19 protein-coding genes and 1 riboswitch are annotated in these 24515 nt (G+C 63.7%); of the genes, 9 read left to right on the top strand and 10 right to left on the bottom strand.

What is annotated here, in order from left to right; translation table 11 throughout:
- Positions 1–14 precede the first annotated feature (14 nt).
- The 4 genes from U5A67_RS13975 to U5A67_RS13960 all read right to left on the bottom strand — a co-directional run bounded on the left by U5A67_RS13975 (position 15) and on the right by U5A67_RS13960 (position 5534).
- Positions 15–1907 carry a TonB-dependent receptor domain-containing protein gene (locus U5A67_RS13975; RefSeq protein WP_415767833.1) on the bottom strand — a complete coding sequence of 631 codons (1893 nt, stop codon included), beginning with the start codon at positions 1905–1907 and terminating at the stop codon, positions 15–17.
- A gap of 16 nt (positions 1908–1923) precedes the next feature.
- On the bottom strand, positions 1924–2982 hold the full coding sequence (locus U5A67_RS13970) for a HoxN/HupN/NixA family nickel/cobalt transporter (protein WP_321814691.1): 1059 nt from the start codon (positions 2980–2982) through the stop codon (positions 1924–1926).
- Positions 2983–3077: 95 nt separating this feature from the next.
- Positions 3078–3273: riboswitch (cobalamin riboswitch) on the bottom strand.
- A 115-nt stretch (positions 3274–3388) separates the two neighbouring features.
- Entirely contained in the window at positions 3389–3991 is a 603-nt protein-coding gene (locus U5A67_RS13965; RefSeq protein ID WP_205985766.1) for a UbiX family flavin prenyltransferase, read from the bottom strand.
- The gene (locus U5A67_RS13960) at positions 3984–5534 is read right to left on the bottom strand and encodes a UbiD family decarboxylase (RefSeq protein WP_321814692.1); all 1551 of its coding nucleotides are present in this window, start codon (positions 5532–5534) and stop codon (positions 3984–3986) included. Before U5A67_RS13960 ends, U5A67_RS13965 begins: the two co-directional genes overlap by 8 nt.
- Before the next feature lie 119 nt (positions 5535–5653).
- Here U5A67_RS13960 and U5A67_RS13955 point away from each other — a divergent pair, with 119 nt between their 5' ends.
- From U5A67_RS13955 to U5A67_RS13945, 3 genes are all read left to right on the top strand, one after another.
- Positions 5654–6532, top strand: coding sequence for a LysR family transcriptional regulator (locus U5A67_RS13955; RefSeq protein ID WP_321814693.1), 879 nt, complete (start codon positions 5654–5656; stop codon positions 6530–6532).
- Positions 6533–6666: 134 nt separating this feature from the next.
- Complete coding sequence (locus U5A67_RS13950) at positions 6667–7650, top strand: aldo/keto reductase (protein ID WP_321814694.1); 984 nt, start codon at positions 6667–6669, stop codon at positions 7648–7650.
- A 218-nt stretch (positions 7651–7868) separates the two neighbouring features.
- Complete coding sequence (locus U5A67_RS13945) at positions 7869–8948, top strand: tartrate dehydrogenase (protein WP_205985770.1); 1080 nt, start codon at positions 7869–7871, stop codon at positions 8946–8948.
- A gap of 26 nt (positions 8949–8974) precedes the next feature.
- On the opposite strand, the gene U5A67_RS13940 is transcribed toward U5A67_RS13945, so the two are convergent.
- A complete protein-coding gene (locus tag U5A67_RS13940) occupies positions 8975–9229 on the bottom strand; it encodes a hypothetical protein (RefSeq protein WP_321959711.1) in 255 nt (84 codons plus the stop codon).
- A gap of 111 nt (positions 9230–9340) precedes the next feature.
- Between U5A67_RS13940 and U5A67_RS13935 the strand changes: the two genes are divergently transcribed.
- Positions 9341–9694, top strand: coding sequence for a hypothetical protein (locus U5A67_RS13935; RefSeq protein WP_205985772.1), 354 nt, complete (start codon positions 9341–9343; stop codon positions 9692–9694).
- 209 nt (positions 9695–9903) lie between these two features.
- Here the strand turns inward: U5A67_RS13935 and U5A67_RS13930 are convergent, their stop codons facing one another.
- The gene (locus U5A67_RS13930; protein ID WP_321959710.1) at positions 9904–10044 is read right to left on the bottom strand and encodes a hypothetical protein; all 141 of its coding nucleotides are present in this window, start codon (positions 10042–10044) and stop codon (positions 9904–9906) included.
- 14 nt (positions 10045–10058) lie between these two features.
- On the opposite strand from U5A67_RS13930, the gene U5A67_RS13925 reads away from it, so the two are divergent.
- The 3 genes from U5A67_RS13925 (at position 10059) to U5A67_RS13915 (ending at position 15968) form a co-directional block, all read left to right on the top strand.
- On the top strand, positions 10059–11237 hold the full coding sequence (locus U5A67_RS13925) for a TPM domain-containing protein (RefSeq protein WP_321959709.1): 1179 nt from the start codon (positions 10059–10061) through the stop codon (positions 11235–11237).
- Positions 11238–11304: 67 nt separating this feature from the next.
- Entirely contained in the window at positions 11305–14613 is a 3309-nt protein-coding gene (locus U5A67_RS13920; RefSeq protein ID WP_321814968.1) for a DUF2339 domain-containing protein, read from the top strand.
- Positions 14610–15968, top strand: coding sequence for a DUF3999 domain-containing protein (locus tag U5A67_RS13915; protein WP_321814697.1), 1359 nt, complete (start codon positions 14610–14612; stop codon positions 15966–15968). Before U5A67_RS13920 ends, U5A67_RS13915 begins: the two co-directional genes overlap by 4 nt.
- A 69-nt stretch (positions 15969–16037) precedes the next feature.
- Here the strand turns inward: U5A67_RS13915 and U5A67_RS13910 are convergent, their stop codons facing one another.
- The 4 genes from U5A67_RS13910 to U5A67_RS13895 all read right to left on the bottom strand — a co-directional run bounded on the left by U5A67_RS13910 (position 16038) and on the right by U5A67_RS13895 (position 21472).
- A complete protein-coding gene (locus U5A67_RS13910; RefSeq protein ID WP_205985776.1) occupies positions 16038–17105 on the bottom strand; it encodes a helix-turn-helix domain-containing protein in 1068 nt (355 codons plus the stop codon).
- 673 nt (positions 17106–17778) lie between these two features.
- Positions 17779–18741 carry a PDR/VanB family oxidoreductase gene (locus U5A67_RS13905; RefSeq protein WP_321814698.1) on the bottom strand — a complete coding sequence of 321 codons (963 nt, stop codon included), beginning with the start codon at positions 18739–18741 and terminating at the stop codon, positions 17779–17781.
- A gap of 108 nt (positions 18742–18849) precedes the next feature.
- The gene (locus U5A67_RS13900; RefSeq protein WP_321814699.1) at positions 18850–20310 is read right to left on the bottom strand and encodes an NAD-dependent succinate-semialdehyde dehydrogenase; all 1461 of its coding nucleotides are present in this window, start codon (positions 20308–20310) and stop codon (positions 18850–18852) included.
- 13 nt (positions 20311–20323) lie between these two features.
- Positions 20324–21472 carry a ring-hydroxylating oxygenase subunit alpha gene (locus tag U5A67_RS13895; RefSeq protein ID WP_321814700.1) on the bottom strand — a complete coding sequence of 383 codons (1149 nt, stop codon included), beginning with the start codon at positions 21470–21472 and terminating at the stop codon, positions 20324–20326.
- Positions 21473–21886: 414 nt separating this feature from the next.
- On the opposite strand from U5A67_RS13895, the gene U5A67_RS13890 reads away from it, so the two are divergent.
- Complete coding sequence (locus tag U5A67_RS13890; RefSeq protein WP_321814701.1) at positions 21887–23332, top strand: cytosine permease; 1446 nt, start codon at positions 21887–21889, stop codon at positions 23330–23332.
- 40 nt (positions 23333–23372) lie between these two features.
- The gene (locus U5A67_RS13885) at positions 23373–24515 is read left to right on the top strand and encodes a porin (protein WP_321814969.1); all 1143 of its coding nucleotides are present in this window, start codon (positions 23373–23375) and stop codon (positions 24513–24515) included.

Below are 24515 nucleotides of genomic sequence, written 5' to 3'. Positions count from 1 at the left end.
CAGAAAAAGCGCTTTTAGAACGTGTAGCTTACCTTGCCAAACGCCGTTCGTCCCAATGAGTTATAGCCATAGGCCGTTACATACTGCCGATTGAACAGGTTCGCAATCGATGCCGAAAGCGTCAGATGCGTATTCATCCGATATGACGCGCGCAGCCCCACCGTGAAGAACGACGGCAGATAAACCGCATTGGACTGATCGTCGAAAGTCGAGCCGTTATAAAGCAGCGAAACGCCGGTACTCAACGCGTGCAGATGAAACTCGTCCCATGTGTGATCGACGCTCAGACTGGCGGTTTGTCGTGGGCGGCGATTGAGCCAGGTTTGATCGGTTTCGTCCTGTGGATTGAGAAAGCCCAGCGAGAGACTGACCGGCGTCGATTGACCGAGCGTGCCCTTGTACGACAGATCGATACCCTGAATATGCGCGCGTCCCACGTTCACCGGCAGATACGTTTGCGAATCGTAGGTAATGAGATCGTGCACGCGCGTATCGTAGATCGCTGCCGTGAAGGTGCCGAGCGATGTATTGGCATCGAGCGCGGCTTCGACGGTATCGCTGCGCTCGGGCAGCAGATTCGGATTCGAATAGCCCGGGTAATAAAGATCGTTGAAAGTGGGCAGGCGGAAGGCATTGCCGTACGAAACGCGCGCGGTATAGACCGGCGTGATCGCCCACGCGAGCGCTGCATTGCCCGTATTGACCGTTTGCCCCTGCACGATTTCATGACGGCCCGCGAGAAACAGCGTCACGTTGCCCAGCGTCGTCGCCTGGTGCAGCGAGATAGCCGAGTCGTTGCGCGTGGGCACGCCGCTCGGGATATCGACGGGTAAAAGAGCCTGCTCGCGCGTGAAGTCATAGGCGAGTTTGGTTTCACCCGAAAGCGCAAAGCCGAATAGCGCATGCCCCGTTTCCTGATGCGTGATCGATGTCGATGTGCTCAGGCGTGTCGAATCGATTTCGTCGGTCGCGAGCGTGGCGTCGTTCGCATAGAGAAACTGTCGATCAGTTGCGTAGCCGATCGATTGATCGAATTGCGTGGTGGGCGTGATGTCGAGGTGGAACGCGAGGCCCGTCGTCAGTTGGTGATCGCGCTGGCGGTCGTCGCCGCCCAGATTGTCGTAGGACAGATCGGAGCGGTGATAAAGCACGAAGCTCGAAATCGACCAGTCACCGTGCGCGTAACCCAGGCGCGCGTCCACGTCCTGGGCGTGATACGGATTGCGGCCGTCTTCGTGGCCATAGGCGCCCGGTTGCGTGGCGTCGATACCCGCCGTGTTGTAGTCGTGCAGGCCGAGCGAATACGTCACGCCGCCCAGCGCGGCCAGCGGTCCTGTCGACGGCAACGTGCCGGACGTGCGCACTTGCGTGTCGAAGGTTTTGTTCGAGCCGCCGCCGAACGACACCGTGGTCTGATTCGGCTGGTTCGACGCGTGGCGCGTGAATAGCTGGATCACGCCGCCCATTGCGTCCGCGCCGAACGATGCGGCGGCCGGGCCCGAAATCACTTCGACGCGGTCGAACGACGCCGTCGGCAGATCGGCCCATTCGACCGTGCCCGTGGTTGCCGAGCCAATGCGGATACCGTCGATAAACACCGCCACCTGGCTGGCCGACGAGCCGCGAATGCTCACCGCGGCGAGCGCGCCCGGCCCGCCGCTTTGCGAAACCGTCACGCCGGGCAGCGTAGCGAGCGCCTGGGTGATGCTGGGATCGGCGGGCGAAAGGCGATCGAGGTCGGCGCGCGTGAGCACCTGCGTGCTGGCGTAGCGGCCGTCGAACGATTGCGGCAGATGCTGCGTGTCGCCGGTGACGAGGATGTTGGGCAGCGTGGTGTCGTCGGCGTGCGCCGTTTGCCACGCGCAGGCCGTGATCGCGCCGGCCGCGAGCCATGAGAAACGCTTCATAGTCATGGAACCCCGCTTACTGGCCGGCCGGATGCACCGGCAGATCGTCGTAACCTTTGAGCCGATAGATGACGAACGACGCCACCCACGCAAACACAAACACGCCGATGATGACGAAGCCCAGATTATTGAAGTTATCGTTGAGCGTGCCGATGGCATCCCAGAAGAGGCCCTTGAAACCGAACCGGTCGTTCAGCAGCCCGAGCGTTTCAATCCCGCCGATCAGCACCGCCACGGCCACCGAAACCAGCGTGATCGTGAGGTTGTAATAGAGCTTGCGAATGGGCCGCACGAAGGCCCAGTCGTAGGCGCCGAGCATCAGCACGCCGTCGGTGGTATCGACGAGCGACATGCCGGCCGCGAACAAAACGGGAAACACCAGCACCACGCTCATCGACACGCCTTGCGACGCCTGGCTCGCGGAAATGCCCAGCAGACTCACTTCCGTCGCCGTATCGAAGCCGAGTCCGAACAGGAAACCCAGCGGCAGCATCCACGCGGGATTCGAGACCAGCCGGAACAGCGGACGAAACAGGCGCGCCAGCAGGCCGCGATTGTTGAGCAGCAGATCGAGATCGTCGTGGTCGTAGGGTTCGCCGCGGCGCACGCGCGTGAAGGCGCGCCACACGCCGCGCAGGATCACGATGTTCATCGCGGCGATCAGGAACAGGAACAGCGCGGAAACGCTGGTGGAAATCACGCCGCCGATATCCTTCCAGGCTTCGACGCGGGTTTCCAGCGCGGCGGCCGTGGCGGCGACGGCCGCGGCCACCAGCAGCACCACGGCCGAATGGCCGAGCGCGAAGAAAAAGCCGACGGTGACGGGGCGCTGGCCGTCCTGCATCAGCTTGCGCGTGACGTTGTCGATGGCGGCGATGTGATCGGCGTCGACGGCGTGGCGCAGGCCGAAGCCATAGGCGAGCAGGCCGGTGCCGAGCAGCAGCGGATGCGCGTGAAAGGCGATAAACGCCCAGATCCATGCGCCGATGTTGAAGGCGGCAAGCACGAGGTAAATGCCGGTGACGCGGCGGCGCAGGCCGCCAGACGCGGCGGCCGTGGGCAAAACAGTGGACATGAGACAGTTCCTGAGGTCGGGCTGTCCTTGCAACAGGCGCGTGCCCGCGCGAGCGGGCGGCGCTGGCGCATCGGGACACCCCGCCCGGCGCGGCTGCTTGGACCTCGGTCGATGGCAGGTCTCCTGGCTCGCGGGTCGCCGCCCAGGCCGGCCTTCCCGGTTTCCCAGTGGCACGTGTGGCATGGACTCGCCGCTCACAGTTGCGGGGGCAGCCGCAGACTTCAGGCGCGTGCGCCTCTACTGCGTTCCCTTTTGATTCCCTCGCGGGAAACCATCAGCGCGCAAGGGTAGGGGCGCAGGATCGAGGCGTCAACCGCGCGGGCGCGCGGCGTTGCGAAAATGCGCCGGTTGGTCCTCGCAAAGAGGGCAACCGGCGCGACCTCAGTGAAGTCTCATGGGAGGACCGTCATGCCGCCCGCACACTGGGCATATCGCGCCACGCCTCGATGCGCTCGGTGTCGAGGCCGAACTGGTCGAGCGCGCGGCTCACCGAATGATCGACCATCTCTTCCAGGCTCTGCGGCTTCGCGTAGAACGCGGGCACGGGCGGAAACACCACGGCACCCGCTTCGGTCACCGTCGTCATATTGCGCAGATGAATCAGGTTCAGCGGCGTTTCGCGCACCATCAGCACGAGCGGCAGACGTTCCTTGAGCACGACGTCGGCGGCGCGCGTGAGCAGCGTGCTGGTGACGCCGGAGGCGATCTCGCCCACCGTGCGCATCGAGCATGGCACCACCAGCATGCCGAGCGTGCGAAACGATCCCGATGAAATCGACGCGCCTACATCGGCGATCGCATGGACGTGATCGGCCAGTGCGTGGACTTCGTCGCGGGCGAGCGAGGACTCGTATTCGCGCGTGAGTTCGGCCGCGCGCGACATTACCAGATGCGTTTCCACGCCCATGTCGCGCAACAGGCGCAGCGTGCGCTCCGCGTAGATGAAACCCGTTGCGCCCGTCACGCCGACGATCAGACGCTTGCGGCCATCGAGTGCGCGCTTACTCATGATCGTCGCCCGCCTTATCGTCGAACAGCGACGGCGCCCACGGACGCGGATCGACTTCCATGAACTTCGCGCGCTCGAATTCGCCGCGCAGATGGAAGGGCGCCGTGCAGTCGAATACCACCTTGCAGGTCACGCCGCGCGCGGGCAGCGCCGGGTTGAAGTCGGGCGTCTGCGACGGGTCGAGCACGTGGCCGTTCACCTTGGGCAGCACCATCGACGAGACGTCGCCCTGATAGCGCGTGGTCATGGCCCAGAGCACGTCGTCGCTGTCGAAGGGATCGACGTCTTCATCGACGAGAATCACGTGCTTGAGCTCCGAATACACGCCCAGCGCGATCAGCGCGGCCTGGCGCGCGCGGCCGTCGTCGAACGCGTTGCGCTTGTTGACCTGCATCACCGCGAGCAGCTTGCCGCCGCCGGCCGTGTGCGCGTAGACCTGGCTCACGAAGCCCGGCATGGCCGCTTCCACGGCGTTGTAGATGCTGGCTTCGGTGGGAATGCCCGCGAGGTTGGTGTGCTCTTCGCCGGGGCCGACGAGCGTCTGCATGATCGCGCCGTGGCGCATCGTCACGGCCTTGACCTTGATGACCGGCAGCGACGGATTGGCCGGGCCGTTATAGCCGGGGAATTCCGGCATCGCGTGGTCGGTGTGGGTGTTCTGGTCTTCGACCACGCGCACATTCGGCAGGATTTCCCCTTCGATGACGATCTCGGCGCGCGCGATCGACTTCTGCGCGACGCTCACGCAATCGACCAGTTCGACCGGCGTGCCGCGCAGGCCGCCTGCGATCGACAGTTCGTCGAAACCGAGCGGCGTGGTGGGCGCCTCGAAACACGCGCCGATGTGGATCGCCGGATCGAGGCCCATGTTGATCGAGACGGGCAGCGCTTCGCCGCGCGCTTCGGCCTTCTGGCGGAAGGCGTCGATATGGCGGCCCGGCGCGAAGAAGATCGAGAGTTCGTCGCGGCTTTGCACGCACAGGCGGTGGATCGTGACGTCGGCGTGGCCGGTGTCGGGATCGCTGGCGAGCGCGAGGCCCAGGCACAGGAACGGGCCGGCGTCGCTCGTGGTGTTGGTGGGCGCGGGAATCAGCTTGCGCAGATCGAAGTCCGGGTCGCTCGCCAGATGCACGGTCTGCTGGCAGGGCGCGTTCTCGCGCGGCACGGTGACCGGCGCGATGGCGTTGCGCACGGCTTCGGCCATGCGCTGCGTGAGGCGGCGCGACGGCGCATCGAGCAGCATGCCGACGCGCTTGCGGCTGGCCATCAGGCCGACCAGCACGCGGCTTTGCGGATAACCCTTGATGCTGTTGAAGATCATCGCCGGGCCGAGGCGCGTCGGACGCTCGACCGTGCCGCCCGCGCCGATGCGCTTGTAGACGCCCGCGAGTTGGCCGTGCGGATCGACTTCGTGGCCGGTTTCGAGAAGCTGGCCGGGCTCGTTGGCGATGCGCGCCAGCGCCGAGCGCAGGTCGTTGACGGGCGCGTGGTGTTCTTCTGCGTTGTGGGGAAGGTTTGCTGCGAATTCGTTCTGCTGATGCATGGTATTGCGGTCCATCGGGTTGCTGACGGGCTCTATTTGACCCCTTGCGAACGATTGAATCAATAAATCGAAACCGGTGATTTTGATAAGATAATCTTATTTTTAAACCGGAGCCGACGATGGATTTCCGTCACTTCCGCACCTTCGTGATCGCCGCCGAGGAACTGCATTTCGGCCATACGGCCGAGCGTCTGGGGATTGCGCAACCCGCGGTGACGCAGCAGATCAAGGCGCTGGAAACGCAGTTGGGCTTCAAGGTGTTTCATCGCGTGCGGCGCGGCATCGAACTCACCCCGGCGGGCACCGTGTTTCTCGACCATGCGCGCGCGGCGCTCGCGCAGGCCGAAACGGCCGTGCTGGCGGGGCGGCGTGCGAGTCGCGGCGAACTCGGCAAGCTGTGTATCGCCTACGCGAATTCGATCGTGCTCGAACCCGAATTGCCCGCGTTGCTCAAGCGCTTCACCCAGGCGCGCCCCGAGGTCGAACTGGAATTGCGCGGGATTTCGGTGCAGGAGCAGATGAGCGCGCTGGCGGACGAGCGGATCGACGTGGCGTTTTTGCGTTCGCCGCCGGGCCCGCTGCCGGGCTCGATCCGCATCACGCCTTTTTCGCGCACGCCGCTCGATCTGGTGCTCGCGCGCGATCATCGGCTGGCGTGCAGAAAGCGCGTGAGCTTGCGTGAAGTCGCGGAGGATCGCCTGATCGTGGTGGATGATCCGGCCGGCGTGGGCCTTGGGCATCGCGCGCTGGAGCTTTGTCTGGAAGCCGGGTTCGAGCCGGCCAGCACGCTGCGCACGACCGATTCCGTGGGCGTGATGCGCTTTGCAGCGGCCGGTCTGGGCGTGGGACTCGTGCCGCGCACACTCGCGCGCTTCGACGTGGAGGACGCCGTCTTCAAGCCGCTGGCGATGGCGAACGGCTTTAGCGAAGTGGTGATCGCCACGCGCGCCTACGATCGTGCGGCGGCCACGCGCGCGCTGCTGGAGATGGCAGTTTAAAAGTACGCGTTCCCAGATGGCGCTCGCCATAGATGAATTTTTCTCACTAGCTCATGCAGCTTCAGGCCGATTGTTGAGCCAGATATCGCGTTCTACACTGCATGGCATCGCAATTCATCAACGGGAGAGCACGCATGGACAAGCGCACATTGGGCAAGAGCGGCCTGGAAGTCTCGGCGATCGGGCTCGGCTGCATGGGCCTGAGCTTTGGATACGGCCCCGCCACCAGCACGTCGGAAGGCGTGGCGCTGATTCGCGCGGCGTTCGAGCGCGGCGTGACGTTCTTCGATACCGCCGAAGCCTACGGACCGTTCGTCAACGAAACGCTGCTGGGCGAAGCGCTCGCGCCGATGCGCGATCAGGTGGTGATCGCCACCAAGTTTGGCTTTCAGGACGGCGATGCGAAGAAGCCGCTCGACAGCCGCCCGGAGCGCATTCGCGCCGTAGCGGAAGCCGCGCTCAAGCGTCTGAAGACCGATCGCATCGACTTGTTCTATCAGCATCGCGTCGATCCGAATGTGCCGGTCGAGGACGTGGCGGGCACTGTCGCCGATCTGATCAAGGAAGGCAAGGTCAAGCACTTCGGCATGTCGGAGGCCGGCGAGCAGTCGATTCGCCGCGCGCATGCGGTGCAGCCGGTTGCAGCGCTGCAAAGCGAGTATTCGCTGTGGTGGCGCGAGCCGGAAACATCGGTGCTGCCGGTGCTGGAAGAACTGGGGATCGGCTTCGTGCCGTTCAGTCCGCTGGGCAAGGGCTTTCTCACCGGCGCCATCGACGAAAACACGCAATTCGATCAGAGCGATTTCCGTAACGTGGTGCCGCGTTTCTCGGAAGAAAACCGCAAGGCCAATGCGGCCCTCGTGGACGTGCTGGGCGCGATTGCCGCGGGCAAGGGCGCGACGCGCGCGCAGATCGCCATTGCGTGGCTGCTCGCGCAGAAGCCGTGGATCGTGCCGATTCCGGGCACGACCAAGAGGCATCGGCTTGAAGAGAATGTCGGCGCGGCGGCCCTGACGCTCGATGCCGCCGATCTGGCGGCGATCGAAGCGGCGCTCAGGCAGGTCGATATCGTGGGCGACCGTTATCCGGCGCATTTGCAGAGCCGCGTCGGGCGTTGAGTCGAACGTCGACGGTTGGCAATCTGGTTGCGCATGCAACCAGATCGATGCGGGAACGCGCGTGACATTCCGCATCATTCACGAATCGTGTTTAATGTCTCCACGCCTCGGGGGCTAATGTTTCTGCGCTTTCTGGGGCATGCTTGCGGTTATCGAAGCGCGCCAATCGCGGCGCGCCACATCGAGTCATCGAGCAAACGAGCAACGGAGAACGAGACATGAGCAAGACCTACCGCATCGCAGCGATTCCCGGCGACGGCATTGGCCTGGAAGTGATGCCCGAGGGCGTGCGCGTCGTGGAGGCGGCGGCAGCAAAATTCGGTCTGTCGATCGAATTCACGCATTTCGACTGGGCCAGCTGCGATTATTACCTCGAGCACGGCAAGATGATGCCGGACGACTGGTTCGCCACGCTCAAGGGTTTCGACGCGATTTACTTCGGCGCGGTGGGCTGGCCCGACAAGGTGCCCGATCATATTTCGCTGTGGGGTTCGCTGCTCAAATTCCGCCGCGAATTCGACCAGTATGTGAATCTGCGTCCGGTGCGTTTGCTGCCCGGCGTGCCGTGCCCGCTCGCGAACCGCAAGCCCGGCGATATCGACTTTTTCGTGGTGCGCGAAAACACCGAAGGCGAATATAGCTCGGTGGGCGGCAAGATGTTCGAAGGCACGGATCGCGAATTCGTGCTGCAGGAGTCGGTATTCACGCGTCAGGGCACGGATCGCATTCTCAAGTACGCATTCGAACTCGCGAATCAGCGCGGCCGCAAGAAACTCACGGCGGCGACGAAATCGAATGGCATTTCGATCAGCATGCCGTATTGGGACGAGCGCGTGGCCGCTATGGGCGAGGCTTATCCGGATGTGAAATGGGACAAGCAGCACATCGACATTCTGTGCGCGCGTTTCGTGCTGCAACCGGATCGCTTCGATGTGGTGGTGGCGTCCAATCTGTTCGGCGATATTCTTTCCGACCTCGGTCCTGCCTGCACGGGCACGATTGGTCTGGCGGCATCGGCGAACCTGAATCCCGAGCGCAATTTCCCGTCGCTGTTCGAGCCGGTGCATGGGTCGGCGCCCGATATTTTCGGCAAGGAAATCGCTAACCCCATCGCCATGATCTGGTCGGGCGCGATGATGCTCGACTTCCTCGGCAACGGCGACGCGCAGTTCAAGGCCGCGCACGATGCGATCATGCAGGCGATCGAAAAAGTGCTGGTGGAAGGCCCGCGCACGCCGGATATGGGCGGCGAGGCGAAGACCGGTGATGTGGGCCGGGCAGTGGCGCAAGCGCTTTGATGTAGAACGTGCAGGCCTGCGTGACGTCAGATGCGTTGCGCGGGCGGCCACTGTTGTTGAGGTTGACGCGTGAGCGCCCGTTCGCGTGTTTCCGGAACGCGGCCCATGCGGCCGGGTTCTGGATTGTCGATCAAGATATCCGCCTGATTTTCTATTTCTTCGTCTACGTGGATGGCTGCGCACGTGTCGCAGGCCTTTTCATCCATGCGGATAGGGAGCATAGAGGTTTGGGCGGCCACGTCGATTCTCCAATTCTCTTTGAAACGCATCGGCGATTGCATCTCGATTGAGATGCGCCTGATTGCGGTCGCATTGCCCAGCCGATTTTCAGGATGAACCCGCGCGCACCCGGGTTAGCGTTGACGTTTTGCCGGCGTGACCTGGGAGCGAGGATGCGTGAGAAAGGAGAGTTGGCGCGGCGTCTGATCGCGGCGATGCAGGACGGCGCAAGCGGTACGACGTCGGAGCTGGCGGTGCGGGCGCAGGTCGATGTGCGCAGCGTGCGGGCGATTCTGCGCCTGTGGCTCGACGCGGGCATCGTGCAGGTCTCCGAGGTGCTGGCGCCGCGCCGCACGCTGGTTTACCGCTACGGCGACGCAACGCCCGAAGCAGCGGGCGCGGCGGCGGTGCGTCAACCGCGCGTGCGGTCCATCGCCGAGATGCCGCCCGATCGCTGGCCGCAACTCGACCCCGATGTGGCGGCGGCCGTCGACGCGATGGTGCGGGTGAGTTCGCGCGAAGCATGAAGCAAACCGGCGTTGCTTCGAGCCCGCGCCGCCATGTCTTACGCGTATCCAAAGCGGACGCTTTGCGACCGGCATCCATCAATACCATTCGAATATGCCGAATGGATCAATATCCGCGATGATTATAATCGCGCTTTTTTATCAATTATCTGCGCGTGAAACAATCAAAACGATAAAATCTCGCAGCTTATCGATGTTCAATAAGACGTTCAATAAGTCGCTGCCATATTCAATCCGGTAAAAAATGCGATTTTATCGGCCGAAATAATGTCAAGAGTAAAAGAGACCGGTTGCAGTGCCACCATTAACGACAGGATTGCAGCGCGGCCTGGCCGTGCCTGCTCGCGCATTGACAGGCCTCGCGATGATGCTCGCCTGTGCATGCGCGCGCGCCGACGGTTCGGAGCCAATGCCGGCCGATGTCGCCTCGCAGGCGTTAGCGCCGGTCGTTGCCAGCGCAACGGACGCGTGCTCGCATGTCGTGAACGCCGATGCCGCATCGCTTCCTCAAACGTCCGTTGGCGTTCCCGATCTCGCTGGCCGCGTGACCGACACCACCGGCATCGTCACGGCCGCCTGCAAGGCCGAACTGACGCGCCGCCTGGCCAGTCTCGAAGACACGACGGGTGTGCAACTCGCCGTGCTGCTGGTCGAAACGACCGGCCAGCAGTCGATCGAGCAATACGCCACGGCGGTCTTCGACAAATGGAAGCTCGGCCAGCAGAACATCGACAACGGCGTGCTATTGGTCGCGGCGCTCAAGGACCATCGCGTGCGTATCGAGGTGGGTTACGGGCTGGAAGGCACGATTCCCGATGTTCTGGCTGCGGACATCATTCGCACGCGCATCGTGCCCGCGTTTCGCAGCGGCCATTTCGAGCGCGGTATCCGCGACGCGGTGAACGCGCTGTCGCAGCACTTCGAAGTCATGACGCAGGAAATCCTCGCGCAGCAGGCGCGGGCCGCGCAGATCAAGCCGCCTGCGCCGAAACCCGTATCGCCGATTTTCTGGACCTTGCTTGCGCTCGCGAACGTGGTGTTGGGCGTGGTGGCGGCGTGGCGCAAGCTGTCGTGGAAGATTTTTCTGCCGGGCAGCTACCTGGCTTCGTCGGTTGCGCTGGTCGTCGGGTTGCCGCGCGGCACGGTGGACGCCGGAAGTTGGGGCTGGACCTTGGTGTTTGCGCTGTTGTTGCCGGTGCTGAGCGGCGTGGCGCCGATGCTGCTCGGCATCGGGCTCGTGCGTTCGGCGCGCGTGCGCATCTGGACGGCGGCCATTGCCGCCGTGCTGGGCGTGTGTATCGCCATCGGCCATTCGATGGGTTATTCGGTTGGCCAGGTGCTGGGCGCGATCGGCAGCACGATCGCCGTGGTAGGGCTGATCGTCACGCGGATCGGCGAGCCATTCGGGGTGTGGGGTTCGCGATCGTCGTCGAAATCGTCGTCGTGGTTTGGCTGGTTTTCGAAATCGGGCTCGGGCTCGCCGGGCCGGTTTTCAGGCGGCGGGGGCAAGAGCGGCGGCGGCGGGGCGTCGGATAGCTGGTGATGCCGGCGATGTCGCGGGTTGGGCAAGTCAAAAAATGAACAAGAAAAAAGGGAGGTCTTGATTGATTGTGTGGATTCTGGCGGCGCTCGGCTTGGTGGCGGGCATATTGGTCGCGTGGAGTAATGGTGCCGATTCGATGTCGCTCGGGTTTCTGGGCGCCATGGTCGGCGGTGTGATTGGGCTGATACTGAAAAAGCCGCGCAAGAGCAGCACGCCCGCGGTGCAGGGCACGCACGTGTCCTGGCAGCAGAGCGTGAGTGTGCTGCACGAGCGCGTGGCGCGGCTCGAGGCCGAGGTGGCGATGCTGCGCTCGTCGATGGGCGTGGCCGCGCGCGAGGCGACCACGTTCGTGCACGGTCCGGCGGCGGTCGAGCCGCGACCAGCCACGCCGCAACCAGTCGAACCGGTCGCGCCGCCGCGCGAGGCACCGGCGCCCGAGGTCGAGCAGGCGCGCGCACCGCAGGCCGAAGCGCCGCGCGAAGAACCCGCGCAACCGGTGCCCGAGGCGGCCTACGCCGAATTCGCCGACGATCAGGCCGCGCCCGCCATGGCTGCGGCCAAGCCCGCCGAACCGCTCAAACCCGCGCAGCCTGCCGAACCCGCCAAACCGAACATCATCGATCGCCTTATCAGCGCGGGGATCGGCTGGCTGCTCGGCGGCAACACGGTCGTGCGCGTGGGGATCATCGTGCTGCTGTTCGGCGTGGCCTTCCTGCTCAAGTACGCCGCCGACAACAGCCTGCTGCCGATCGAATTCCGCATTGCCGGCGTGGCGGCCGGCGCAATCGCGATGCTCGTCGCGGGCCAGCGCATCGGCATGCGCCGCGGCGCTTACGGCATGGTGCTGCAAGGCGGCGGTCTCGGCATTCTCTATCTGGTCGTGTTCGCCGCGGCGAAGCTCTACGACCTGCTGCCTGGCGGCGCGGCGCTCGGTTTCATGATCGCGATCTGCGGGCTGGGCGCCTTTCTGGCCGTGCGCCAGGATGCGCGGCCGCTCGCCTTCATGGGCAGCGCGGGCGGCTTTCTCGCGCCCATCCTGCTGTCCAATGGCAGCGGTAACCATGTCGCGCTGTTCTCGTACTACCTCGTGCTGAACATCGGCATTCTGGCGATGGCGTGGTTCAAGGCCTGGCGCCCGCTCAATCTGCTCGGTTTCGTCTTTACCTTCACCATCGGTACGGCTTGGGGCGTGACGGCGTACCGGCCCGAACTGCTCGCGTCCACCGAGCCGTTCCTGATCGCCTTCTTCCTGATCTACGCGGGCATCGCGCTGCTCTACGCGCGTCATCGCGAGATCGCGCTCAAGCACTACATCGACGGCACGCTTGTTTTCGGCACGCCGATCGTCGTCGCGGGGCTGCAGGCCGCGCTGATGCGCAACGTGCCGTTCGGCCTTGCCTACAGCGCCGTGGCGCTCGCGGCGTTCTATCTGGGCGTGGCGGCATGGCTGCGCCCGCGCCGTGCGCGTCTGGGCCTGCTGTTCGAATCGATGCTGGCGATTGCCGTGCTGTTCGCGACGCTCGCCCTGCCGTTCGCCTTCTCCGGCCCGACGACGAGCGCCGCCTGGGCCGTCGAAGGCGCCGCACTCGTCTGGCTGGGCGTGCGCGAGCGACGTCTGCAGCCGTTTTACTTCGGCGTCTTCATGCAGTGTGCGGCCGCCTGCGCGTTCGCGTACAGCATCGCCGAACAGGGCTATTCGACGGGTCTGCCCTTGCTCAACTCGACCTGGATCGCGACCTTGCTGATCGCGCTGGCGGGCGTGTTCACGGGCTGGTGGCTGCACGGCCGCAACGAGGCGCGCGAGTGGCAGCCGTGGCTGCCGCAATGGGGTTTCGCGGGCGCGATCTGGGGCCTGGCGTGGTGGCTCGGCGGCGGTAGCTGGGAAATCGTGCGTTTTGCGGCGGTGCATGCCTATCCGGCTTCCTCCGGTTTCCTGCCCGACGCGCTGCTGCTGCTGTTCGTCCTCACGGCATGGCTCGCGCACATCGCGCGCCGCCGGCTGTCGTGGCCGCTCGCCGAGCTGGTCGCGCTGGCGCTCGCACCGGTTATCGCCGTCACGCTCACGCGCGCATTCTTCGCTCAGTGGGTGCCGCTGCATTCGCTGGGCTTTGTCGCGTGGCCGGTTGCGTTTGTCGGCGCTTATGTCTTGTTGCTGCGCCAGCAGCGCGATGTCGCGGAGCGTTTTCTCGCGCCGCTGCACACGCTGATGTTCTGGAATCTGTGTGCGTTCCTCGCGCAGGAAGGCTACTGGACGATGCGCGACTGGGTGCCCGAAGGCGCCTGGAGTTGGAGCGCGTGGGCGTATGGCATGGGCGCGATGCTGCTGGCCATCGCGGGCGCGGGCTCGCGGCTGCGCTGGCCGGTGCAGCGCTTCGAGCGCGCTTATGTGATCTGGGGCGCGGCGCCGCTCGCCGTCCTGCTGTGGGCGTGGAGCGTGGCGAGCGCGCAGAGCGCCGGCGATGCCTCGCCGCTCGTCTGGATTCCGCTGCTCAATCCGCTCGATGTCGCGCAGATGCTGGCGGTGCTCGCCGTGTTCGTGTGGATCAGACGTCTGCGTGCGCTGGGCGTCACGCTGGAGTTTGCGGCGCTGGGTTACGCGGCGCTCGCGACCGCGTTCCTGTGGTTCAACAGCCTGATTCTGCGCGGTCTGCATCACTATGCGCTCGCGCCCTATGACGTCGGTGCCGTGCTGTCGACGTTCGCGTGGCAGGAGATCTTCATCGCCGGATGGTGCGTGGTGATTGCGGCTGCGCTGCGCTTCGTGCGCCGCGAAACGGCCGCGCGCGTGATCACTTACGCGGCGGCGCCGCTCGTTGCGATCATGTGGTTCTGGACGCTGTTTGCCACGCTCACCGAAAATGGCGGGCGGCTCGCGCGTATGCCGTTCCTCAATCCGCTCGATCTGCTGGCGATTGCCGTTTTCGCCATCGCGGCGTGGTGGCTCGCGCGCATGAAGCGCAGCCTCAGCCCGACCGACGACTGGCGCGTCGGCATGGCGACGCTCGCCGGCGCGACGCTGTTCCTCTGGCTCAACACCGTGTTGCTGCGCACGCTGAGCCACTGGGCGGACATTCCGTACGACATCGACGATCTCGTGCATTCGACGCTCGCGCAGGTGGCGGTGTCGCTGTTCTGGACGGTCTGCGCGCTTTCGGTGATGGTCTGGAGCACGCGGCGCGGCAAGCGCGTGCTGTGGTTTGTCGGCGGTACGCTGCTGGCGGTCACCGTCGTCAAACTGTTTATCTTCGATCTCTCGCACGTGCAGGGCGTGCAGCGCATCGTGTCGTTTATCGGCGTGGGTGTGTTGCTGCTGGTGATCGGCTATTTTTCGCCGCTGCCGCCGAAGCAGGCGCTGGCCGAGGAGGCGAAATCATGAAGCTGGCCCGACTCGCGCTGGGCGGCGCGCTGCTCGTTGCGGCGGGCGCAGCGCCTGCCGCCGCGCCTGCCGCCGATCCTCAGTTCGCGCATCGATACGCGATCGAGCTGACCGGCAATGCGGCCTACTACACCATGACCGTGCCGCAGAGCGTCTACGCCGCGAGCGCGCGCGGCGACCTCGGCGATCTGCGCGTTCTGAACGGCGCGGGCGAGCTGGTTGCCTACACGCTCGACAGCGCGGCGCAGCCGCTCAACGTCAGCCGCGCGCGGCGCAATGTCGAATGGTTCGCGCTGCCGGGGGCGAATGTCGATGCGTCGGGCGGCCCGCTGGGCGTGACGATCGCCGCCGATGGCTCGTTGCACGCGCGCGCCCAGGCGCAGAATGCGGGCGCGGCGCAGCACGGCGAGCTGGTCGATCTGGGCCAGGATCACGCGAACGTCGACGGCCTCTGGATTCATCTGCGCAACGATGGGTATCAGGGCCGCGTGACGGTCGAACAATCCGACGACCTGCGCGCATGGGAGCCGCTCGGCGATACCGAACTGCTGCGCCTGAGCCGCGACGGCAAACTGCTCGTGCAGGAGCGCGTGGATATCGAAGGGCTGCGGCGGCGCTATCTGCGCCTGCATTGGCTCGACGACGCACCGGAGATCGGCGCCATCGAAATCGAAACGTCGTCGCGCGCGGCGGCCAATCCCGATTCCGATGCCGCCCGCGAACAATGGCGCGACATGCGCGTGCGCGCGGGGCAGACGGGCGGCGAATATCTGTTCGACACCGACGGCGCCTATCCCGTCGACGCGCTGCGCTTCGGCCTGCCTCAACGCAACACGCTGGCGAACGCGACGATCTACTCGCGCAGCGGCTCGCAGCAGCCGTGGCTGGCGGTGGAGAGCGCCTCGCTGTTCCGCCTCGAAGACAAGCAGGGCGAGAAGCGCAACGAGCCGATCAAGTTCGCCGCCAACACCGACCGGCACTGGCGCGTGCTGGTCGATACGCGTAGCGGCGGTATCGGCGATGGCTTGCCGGTGATTGCGGTGGGCTGGCGCGCGGCGCAACTGACGTTTCTCGCGCGCGGCAACCCGCCGTTCGAACTGGCGGTCGGCAACCGCACGCTCACGCCCGTGGCAATTTCGCGCGATGAGTTGCTGCCCGGCGGCACGCAGGAAATCGCGCCGGCGCGGCTTGGCGAAGTGAAAGCAGTGAGCGCGCCGGAACCCACGCTTGCCGATGCGGATCAAGACCACGACGCGCGACGGCGCTACGTGTTGTGGGCGGCGTTGATTGCGGCGGTGAGCGTGCTGGCGCTGCTGGCGTTGAAGCTGGCGCGCGGGAGCGCGAGCGGCAAATAACCGATGAATGCGCGCGGGCGTGATGAGCGGTCCGCGCGATTCGTGCTTCTGTGAAGAATCTGCGCGCGTTCAGGCCGCGCTATCTTCGGCGGGCGGTTGCGCGGCGCTTTGCATATCGGCGGGTTGCGCCGCGCGGCACAGCGCCGTGAGCCAGACATCCTCGCCATGCGGCGCGACGCGCGCCTGACCCTGTTCCACCACGAGGCGCCAGGTATCGTCGGGCAGCGACGCGCGATAGAGCACGCGATAATCGGCGCGACGCGCGAGTGCATCGTTGACGGCGCTCTCGCGTGCGGCGCGATCGTCGGGATGAATGTGCTGCGACAACTCGATGTAGTGACGCGGGGCCTTGGCCGGATCGACGCCAAAGAGACGACACCATTCGTCCGAGACGATCAGTTCGTCCTGCGCGCGCAGCCAGCGCCACGCGCCCACACCGGCGATACGCGCGGCGTCGTTGAGCAGTTGCAGACGGCGTTGCAGCGCGGATTCCGCATCCTTGCGCGCGCTGATATCGATGGTCGTGCCCACCACGCGCACGGGGCGGCCCGCATCGTCGAGCAGCGTGGCCACGCGCGATTCGATCCAGCGAATCTGTCCATCGGGCAGGATGATGCGGAAGTCCCACACGCGCGGCGCCTTGCTCGCGACCAGATCTTTCAGGGCATCGGCATTGAGCCAGATCGAATCTTCCGGATGAAGGATTTCCCAGAACTCTTCGTTACTGTGGATTTCGCGGCCGTAGAGCTTTTCGCAGTTGCTCGAGTAGATGAGTTCATCGGCGACCAGATTCCATTCCCACGTGACGATGCCGGCCGCCTCCTGCGCGTGCTTCATGCGGGCTTCGTTGGACATGATCTCGGCGGTGTAGCGGCGGCGCAGATCGGTCATGGGCAGCTCGGTGGTGCCTGCGATACCGAGATCGCGCACGGCTTCATCGCCGTAGCGCAGCCAGACCCAGTTGACGTCGAGGAAGGCTGCGAGGCGGCGCAGATTCGAATAGTCGATTTCGCCGCCGCGGGTCCATTTGTGCACGGCAGGGCGGGAGATGCCGACGGCGTCGGCCACTTGCTGAAGGCTGAGCTTCTTGTGCTCGAGCAGCACCTTGAGACGGAACGCGAACGTATCCTCGGACATCCATTTCCCTCTCTGACAATTCGCGCGAGTGGCGCGGCTGGGCGCCGCTTGTTGGTGGGTGGGGTGGAGGTGGTAGTTTAGCGGATTGGGGTGGGGGGTGGTTTTTTTGGGGTTTGGGTTTGGGTTTGTTGTTGGGGGTTTTTGTTGGCATTTCCTTGTTTTCGTGTCGGTCTATTAGCGTTGCCCCTGTGCGGGGCGGCACCTACTTTTCTTTGCAGCGGCAAAGAAAAGTAGGCAAAAGAAAGCCGCTCACACCGCCAATGTGACGCAGTCCACAACCAGCCTTACACGGGGAATGGTATAGGGGCGTCCGTCACCTCGCGCCTTCAAAGCCAGTGACAAAGCCGTCATACATCCCGTTGCTCGCTGCGCGCGCAACGGTCGGGTTTGCCAGTGAAACCAGCAAACCTTCGGTTTGCGTTATGCCCATCGGGGCGCGCAGCGCCCCCGGGTGGGCGGGCGCCTTGTCACTAGCTTTGGTGGCGCGAGGGACCGGATGCTCCTATACCTTTCCCCCTAAAAGGCTGTTTGTGGACTGCGTCATTCTGGCGTTTGTAGCGGCTTTCTTTTGCCTACTTTTCTTTGCCGCTGCAAAGAAAAGTAGGTGCCGCCCCGCACAGGGGCGACGCTAATAGACCGACACGAAAACAAGGAAATGCCAACAAAAAAAGCATCAAAGATCAATAACAAGCCGCGAACCAAGCGCCCTAGAAACACAAAGCAAAATAGTCCTCTGCGCCGCCTTCTCATCATCATCAAGATACTGATCCCGATGATCCGCCTCACCTTCGAGAATAGCGACCTCACAGGTCCCACAAACACCTTCACGACAAAGCGACTCCACCGTCACCCCAACGCGTTCGATAGCCTTAAGAATGGACTCATCCTCACCCACTACCACCTCAATCCCAGACTTCGCCAGCACAACAGTAAAAGCCTTCCCTCCCGTATCACCCGCAGCAAACTGCTCCGAATGCAACTGCGCCTTAGGCCACCCCAGCAAAGCGGCATTCGCATAAACCGCATCATTGAGCCCTTGCGGCCCGCAAACATAAACATGCGCATCCGCAGGCAGAGTCTTGAAGAGATTCAAAAGATCGAGCCGCTGCCCTTCGCTATCGGCGTAGCAATGCACATTCTCCGCATGCGGCCCCGCCATTAGCTCATCGACAAACGCCCCATGCTGCGGACTCCGAAACGCATAATGAAGCTCAAGCGCACAAGCATCCGGGCCATGCTCAGCAAGCTGCGCAAGAAAAGGCGTAACCCCAATACCGCCAGCAATAAACACATGCCTGCTCGCGCCTTTAGCGAGTTCAAAAAGATTCGCTGGCGTCCCAATAGCAAGCCGCGTCCCCACCGCCACGCGTTCATGCATAAACGCCGACCCGCCCCGCGAAGCTTCCTCGCGCCGCACGGCGATCTGATACTGCCGCGTATCGTGCGGCGAACTGAGCAGCGAATAGGCATTGTGATGCCACTGCTCGCCGTCCTGCATCGAGACCAGCACGTGTGCGCCGCCGCTAAAAGCGGGCAGCGGCGCGCCATCGGGCAGCGCGAGCGTGAAGCGCTTGATCAGCGGAGTAAGTTGCTCGACGGCGACAACGTCGACAGTGATCGATTCGCGGGCGTTCATGGTGCCTTCCTTTACCGCTGGCGGGTAATTCTGATTCGAAATTCGGATAAATAGCGGATGCGATGACTCACCGCATCCGCGTGCAACGCAGCGTGCTTCAGCGCGGTTTCAGCGTGTTACGCCACCCATGCAGAGATACTTGATCGACAGATAATCTTCGATGCCGTACTTCGAGCCTTCGCGGCCAATGCCCGATTGCTTCACGCCGCCAAACGGCGCGACTTCATTCGAGATCAGCCCCGTATTGATGCCGACGATGCCGTATTCGAGCTGTTCCGCCACACGCCAGATGCGGCCGATGTCGCGGCTATAGAAATACGCGGCCAGGCCATAAATCGAGTCGTTGGCAAGCTGCACGACTTCGGCGTCGCTCGAAAAGCGCACGATCGGCGCGACAGGTCCGAAGATTTCTTCGCTGAGCACGGCCATGCCGGGTTGTGCATCGGCCAGCACCGTGGGCGCGTAGAAGTTGCCGCCGCGTGCGTGCCGCGCGCCACCCGTGATCACGCGCGCGCCTTGCGCCACGGCATCGCGCACCAGCGCATCGACTTTGTCGCGCGCGGCTTCGGTGATGAGCGGGCCGATATTCACGCCATCGGCGAATCCGTCGTCCACCTTGAAGGCCGCCACGCGCGCCGCGAAGCGCTCGCAGAAGGCGTCGTACAGCGAATCGTGCACGTAGAAGCGGTTCGCGCAGACGCAGGTTTGCCCCGCGTTGCGATACTTCGAAAGCAGCGCGCCTTCCACTGCGGCGTCGAGATCCGCATCGTCGAATACGATGAAGGGCGCGTTGCCGCCCAGTTCCAGCGACACTTTCTTGACCGTGTCCGAGCACTGGCGCATCAGCAGGCGGCCCACTTCGGTCGAACCCGTGAAGCTGAGCTTTTTCACGAGCGGGCTCGACGTCATCTCCAGGCCGATTTCGCGCGACTTGCCGGTGACGATGTTGAGCACGCCCGCCGGAATGCCGGCTTGCTCGGCCAGCGCCGCGAGCGCGAACGCCGATAGCGGCGTTTCGTTGGCGGGCTTGACCACCATCGTGCAACCCGCGGCCAGCGCGGGCGCGGCCTTGCGCGTGATCATCGCGGCCGGGAAATTCCACGGCGTAATCGCCGCGCACACGCCAATCGGCTCTTTCGTCACGACAAGGCGTTGATCCGGGTTCGGGCTCGGGATCACGTCGCCGTCGATGCGCTTGGCCTGCTCCGCGAACCATTCGATGAACGAGGCCGCGTAGGCGATTTCGCCGCGCGCTTCGGCAAGCGGTTTGCCTTGCTCGCGCGTCATCAGTTCGGCGAGCGTTTCCTGGTTCGCCATCACCAGTTCGAACCAGTTGCGCAGCAGGCGCGCGCGTTCTTTCGCCGTGGTCGCGCGCCAGCCGGGCAGGGCGCGCTGCGCGGCCGCAATCGCCGCGCGCGTTTCGTGCGCGCCCATGTTCGGCACATCGGCGATGTGCTCGCCCGTGGACGGATTGGTCACGGCCAGCGTGGCGCCGTCGGCGGCGTTGCACCACTGGCCGTCGATATAGGCCTGCTGACGCAGCAGGCCGGGATGTTGCAGCGAAGTCATATCGGTCCCCGCCTTAACCCTGATAGTGCTGCGCGAGCAGGTTGTGGAAGTGCGCGATGCCGTGCTCGCTGATACCGCTGCGTTTTTCGTCGACCATGATGCGGCCCTGGCCACGATAGCCACGCGATTTCAGGCCCTTCTGCACGCTTTCCACGAGGCGCAGGTCTTCCGGGCGGAACACGGTGCGATACCACTCGATCAGCTTTTGCTGTTCTTCGGTCGGCTCGTCGTTGAGGAAGTAGATGTCGTAGTGCTGGAGCGTGACTTCGGCGCTCATCGGGAATTCGTAGATCACCGTCATGAAGTCGCTGCCCGGCGGCACGTTGAACATCGTGCACGGCCACGCCCAGTAGCCGTGGAAGCTCGGGTCCGTGATCGACGGATCGAGCTTGAACGAACGCTCCGACGATTGCGCCTGGCCGAATTGCAGCGTCCACTTGCCGTGCAGCGTGTGCGCGTACTGATCGACCTTGACCGAGTCCGAGAAGCCGGGGTGCGCCGGACCGCAGTGATAGCACTCGAGGTAGTTATCGACGATCGATTTCCAGTTGGCGGGCGTTTCCGTGACGAAGCGCGCGGCCAGCTTGAGGTCGTCGATCACGGGGCAGGCGTTGCGCAGGCTGGCTTCGAGGCCGGGCAGTTGCGCTTCGACGTTGTCCGCTTCCGGGTTCAGGTTGATGAACACGAAGCCCGCGTATTCCTCCACGCGCACCGGCACGAGGGTCGAATTTTCCTTGTCGAACGACTGCACGTGGTCGCAGTTGTTGGCGTGCGCGAGTGCGCCGTCCAGCTTGAACGCCCAGGCGTGATACGGACAGGTGATGACGTTCTTCGCCTTGCCGCTGCCTTCGAGCAGTTGATGGCCGCGGTGCGGGCAGACGTTATAGAAGGCGCGCAGCACCTTGTCCTTGCCGCGCACCAGCAGAATGCTTTCGCCGACGATCTCGCGCGTGACGTAGGCGTTCGCCTCCGCCAGTTCGCTGCGGTGTGCCACGCAGATCCAGGTGTCCTCGAAGATGCGCTTCTCTTCCGCCTTGTAGACCGACTCGGCGGTATAGAAGCTCGCGGGAATGGTCCACGCGAGATCCGGGTTGGCGCAGAAGTCAGCCGGCAGTTTGGGCAGGTCGGCTGGCTTGTGGAATTCGATCGGGAGATAGGTCATGGGGTCCGCCGCAGTGTGAGAGGTGCGCTAGAAAATTAACTGACAGTTACAACATAACTATAGGTTAACGGAAGAATAAGAGAAATTCTGCCGATACACGATCAGGGTTATCCCTTGACGTTGTTGTGAAAAGACTTCCGCTTTGATGCATGCCGCGTATCCTTAGTGTTGAATAGCGGGATCGCTTGCGCGGTCGCAAAGCAAATCGATTTCGGAGATGTCGTCAATAGGAGGATGCGATAGTGCGTCTCAACCCTCCAGGATGCGTACTATTGTTAACCAGTGGTTTGTTGTTAACCGTAGGATAACTGTGCCGTGGCCGGAACCGGAAAAGCTTTCCGCAGTCGCGCACGGTGCGCAGGATGGTTACGCGCGAAGCGTGGCTGCCTGCGCCACCCCACAACTGGAGGAGACATGACACAAGACGCAATGGCCGAAGTGCTGGCCGGCGAGCCGACGCGCGCCAAATCGCGAATCGAATCGCGCTCGATCGACTACGTGCCGCTCGCCGAACGCAAAGGACGCGCGTGGCATCTGTGGCCGGTGTGGTTTACGGGCGATGCGAACCTCGCCACCATCGCGGCGGGCGCGATCGGCATCAGCATGGGCGGCAATCTGTTGTGGAGCGCGATCGCCATCGTGCTGGGCAATGTGCTGGGCACGTTCTTCATGGCGTTCCATTCGAGCCAGGGGCCGCAACTGGGTCTGCCGCAGATGATCCAGTCGCGCCCGCAGTTCGGCTATATGGGGGCGCTGCTGGTGTGGGTGGTCGCGCTGGTGACCTACATCGGCTACAACTCGTTCAATCAATTGATGGCGGGGCAGACCGCGCATCATCTGCTGGGTACCGAACCGCATCTGAGCTACATCGTGTTTACCGTGCTCGCGGTGGCGCTGGCGATCTTCGGCTATGACGTGATTCACAAGGCGCAGCGCTGGCTGGCGTTTGCATTGCTCATCGCGCTGACGATCTTCAGCGTGGGCATGTGCGTGAAAATGCCGTTCCCGGCAGCGCAACTGAGCTTCGCGGGCTTCAAGGCGACGCCGTTCCTCGTGCAGCTCTTTTCGGCTGCCGCGTATCAGCTTTCGTGGTCAATCTATGTTTCGGACTACTCGCGGTATCTGCCGCCCAACACCGGCGTGCGCGCCACGTTCTGGTGGACCTTCCTGGGTGCGCTGATCGGCGGTGTGTGGATGATGCTGGTGGGCACGGCTGCTGCGGCGCTCAACGCGCAGATCGAAATCTCCGACGCCGTGCAGCGCGCAGGCGATCTGATTTTCCCGGGCTTCGGCACCGTCACGCTGCTGCTTGCGCTGCTGGGTTTGCTGGCGATCTCCGGGCTGAACTTTTACGGCGCGTCGCTCACGCTGCTGAGCATTACGGACTCGTTCAAGCCGCTCAAATCGAATGCGACCAAGCGTATTGCCAGCCTGATCGTGGTGGCGCTGGTGGCGACCTCGCTGGCGTTCTCCGCATCCGATAACTTCATGGGCAAGTTCGGCGACTTCCTCGGCATTCTTGGCTATCTGTTCACGCCCTGGACCGCGATTAACCTGATCGACTTCTTTGTGGTGCGCCACTCGCATTACTCGGTGCGCGAGATCTTCAATCCGCGCGGTATTTACGGACGCTGGAACTGGCGCGGTCTGACCGCGTATGCAGTGGGTTTCGTCGCGATGATTCCGTTCTTCAAGACCGAACTCTATACCGGCCCGGTCGCCCGCATGCTGGGCGGCACCGATGTGGCGATGCTCGTGGGACTGCCCGTTGCCGCGCTGGTTTATCTGTGGACCTGCCGCTCGCTCGACATCGAACAGGAACGCCGGCTCGTGCGCGAAGCCGATCGCGGCCTGAACTGATCCATCACGATAACAACGACAAGATAGAGACATGAATTCGATGAAGGCACTGCGCGTGAGCGCAATCCAGCTGGCCGTGCTCGCGCTGGCCGCGCTGCCCCTCGCAGCCCGCGCGCAAACCAGCGTGACGTTCTATGGCGTGCTCGACGCGGGCGTGACTTATGTGAGCAACGCCGGCGGCGCGCGTCAGGTGAAATTCGACGACGGCATTTCGTACGCGAACCGCTGGGGCATCAAGGGCAGCGAAGATCTGGGCGGCGGGTTGAAAGCCGTGTTCAAGCTCGAAAGCGGCTTTCATATGGGCAATGGCCAGATTTCGAACGGCGGCTCGCTATTCGGCCGCGCGGCCTATGTGGGCTTGCAGAACGACTGGGGCACGCTGACCTTCGGCAACCAGATCGATATGACCCAGGAGATGGTCTATCTCTACAACGCTTCGGCGTGGGCGAGCGGCTATGCCATCAATCAGGGCGACTTCGATCGCATGAATGGCGACCATCTGCCGAACGCGGTGAAGTTCATGTCGAATACGTTCGGCGGTTTCCAGTTCGGCGGCATGTATTCGTTCAGCAATACGCCGGGCAGTTTCCACAACGGCAGCGCGTGGAGCGTGGGCGCGCAATACCAGCGCGGCGCGTTTTCGATGGGCACCGCTTATACGCAGTTGAATAACCCATCGGGGATTTACGCATTCGATCCTTACGCGATGATCGGCGTGCATTCGTTCTTCGGCCAGCCAACAGTGAGCGTCGATCCGGGCAGCGGCGCCGTGACCGATCTCTACGCGAATTCGCCGTTCCCGGTGGACAAGCAAGGCGCGTTTGGCGTGGGCGCGAGCTACGCGATCGGCAATGTCACGCTGATGGGCGACTTCACCTATACGCAGATCAAGGCGTTCGGCGAGAGCCAGCATATGCAGGTGGGCGAAGGTGGCGCGAACTGGCAGATCACGCCGGCGCTGAGCCTCGTGGGCGGCTATCAGTACACGCACTTCGACGCGCATCACTGGAACCAGCTTTCGGCGGGCATGCACTATCTGCTGTCCAAGCGTACCGATGTCTATATTTCCGGCGACTGGTTGAAGGCTTCGCAGGGTGTCGATGCGGTGATCGGCTATAGTTTCATGCCGTCCCACACCACTACGCAGGCCGATGTACGCATCGGCATGCGGCACTCGTTCTAA

This window comes from Paraburkholderia sp. J69-1, from assembly GCF_905220255.1.
GTDB lineage: Bacteria > Pseudomonadota > Gammaproteobacteria > Burkholderiales > Burkholderiaceae > Paraburkholderia.
The sequence above is the reverse complement of the archived record's forward strand: the minus strand, read 5'-3'. Positions and strand labels throughout refer to the sequence as shown.

Coding starts and splice junctions, on each gene's coding strand:
- U5A67_RS13975 (WP_415767833.1), bottom strand. CDS start 1,907: ATGAAGCGTTTCTCATGGCTCGCGGCCGGCGCGATCACGGCCTGCGCG.
- U5A67_RS13970 (WP_321814691.1), bottom strand. CDS start 2,982: ATGTCCACTGTTTTGCCCACGGCCGCCGCGTCTGGCGGCCTGCGCCGC.
- U5A67_RS13965 (WP_205985766.1), bottom strand. CDS start 3,991: ATGAGTAAGCGCGCACTCGATGGCCGCAAGCGTCTGATCGTCGGCGTG.
- U5A67_RS13960 (WP_321814692.1), bottom strand. CDS start 5,534: ATGCATCAGCAGAACGAATTCGCAGCAAACCTTCCCCACAACGCAGAA.
- U5A67_RS13955 (WP_321814693.1), top strand. CDS start 5,654: ATGGATTTCCGTCACTTCCGCACCTTCGTGATCGCCGCCGAGGAACTG.
- U5A67_RS13950 (WP_321814694.1), top strand. CDS start 6,667: ATGGACAAGCGCACATTGGGCAAGAGCGGCCTGGAAGTCTCGGCGATC.
- U5A67_RS13945 (WP_205985770.1), top strand. CDS start 7,869: ATGAGCAAGACCTACCGCATCGCAGCGATTCCCGGCGACGGCATTGGC.
- U5A67_RS13940 (WP_321959711.1), bottom strand. CDS start 9,229: ATGCAATCGCCGATGCGTTTCAAAGAGAATTGGAGAATCGACGTGGCC.
- U5A67_RS13935 (WP_205985772.1), top strand. CDS start 9,341: ATGCGTGAGAAAGGAGAGTTGGCGCGGCGTCTGATCGCGGCGATGCAG.
- U5A67_RS13930 (WP_321959710.1), bottom strand. CDS start 10,044: ATGCGCGAGCAGGCACGGCCAGGCCGCGCTGCAATCCTGTCGTTAATG.
- U5A67_RS13925 (WP_321959709.1), top strand. CDS start 10,059: ATGATGCTCGCCTGTGCATGCGCGCGCGCCGACGGTTCGGAGCCAATG.
- U5A67_RS13915 (WP_321814697.1), top strand. CDS start 14,610: ATGAAGCTGGCCCGACTCGCGCTGGGCGGCGCGCTGCTCGTTGCGGCG.
- U5A67_RS13910 (WP_205985776.1), bottom strand. CDS start 17,105: ATGTCCGAGGATACGTTCGCGTTCCGTCTCAAGGTGCTGCTCGAGCAC.
- U5A67_RS13905 (WP_321814698.1), bottom strand. CDS start 18,741: ATGAACGCCCGCGAATCGATCACTGTCGACGTTGTCGCCGTCGAGCAA.
- U5A67_RS13900 (WP_321814699.1), bottom strand. CDS start 20,310: ATGACTTCGCTGCAACATCCCGGCCTGCTGCGTCAGCAGGCCTATATC.
- U5A67_RS13895 (WP_321814700.1), bottom strand. CDS start 21,472: ATGACCTATCTCCCGATCGAATTCCACAAGCCAGCCGACCTGCCCAAA.
- U5A67_RS13890 (WP_321814701.1), top strand. CDS start 21,887: ATGACACAAGACGCAATGGCCGAAGTGCTGGCCGGCGAGCCGACGCGC.
- U5A67_RS13885 (WP_321814969.1), top strand. CDS start 23,373: ATGAAGGCACTGCGCGTGAGCGCAATCCAGCTGGCCGTGCTCGCGCTG.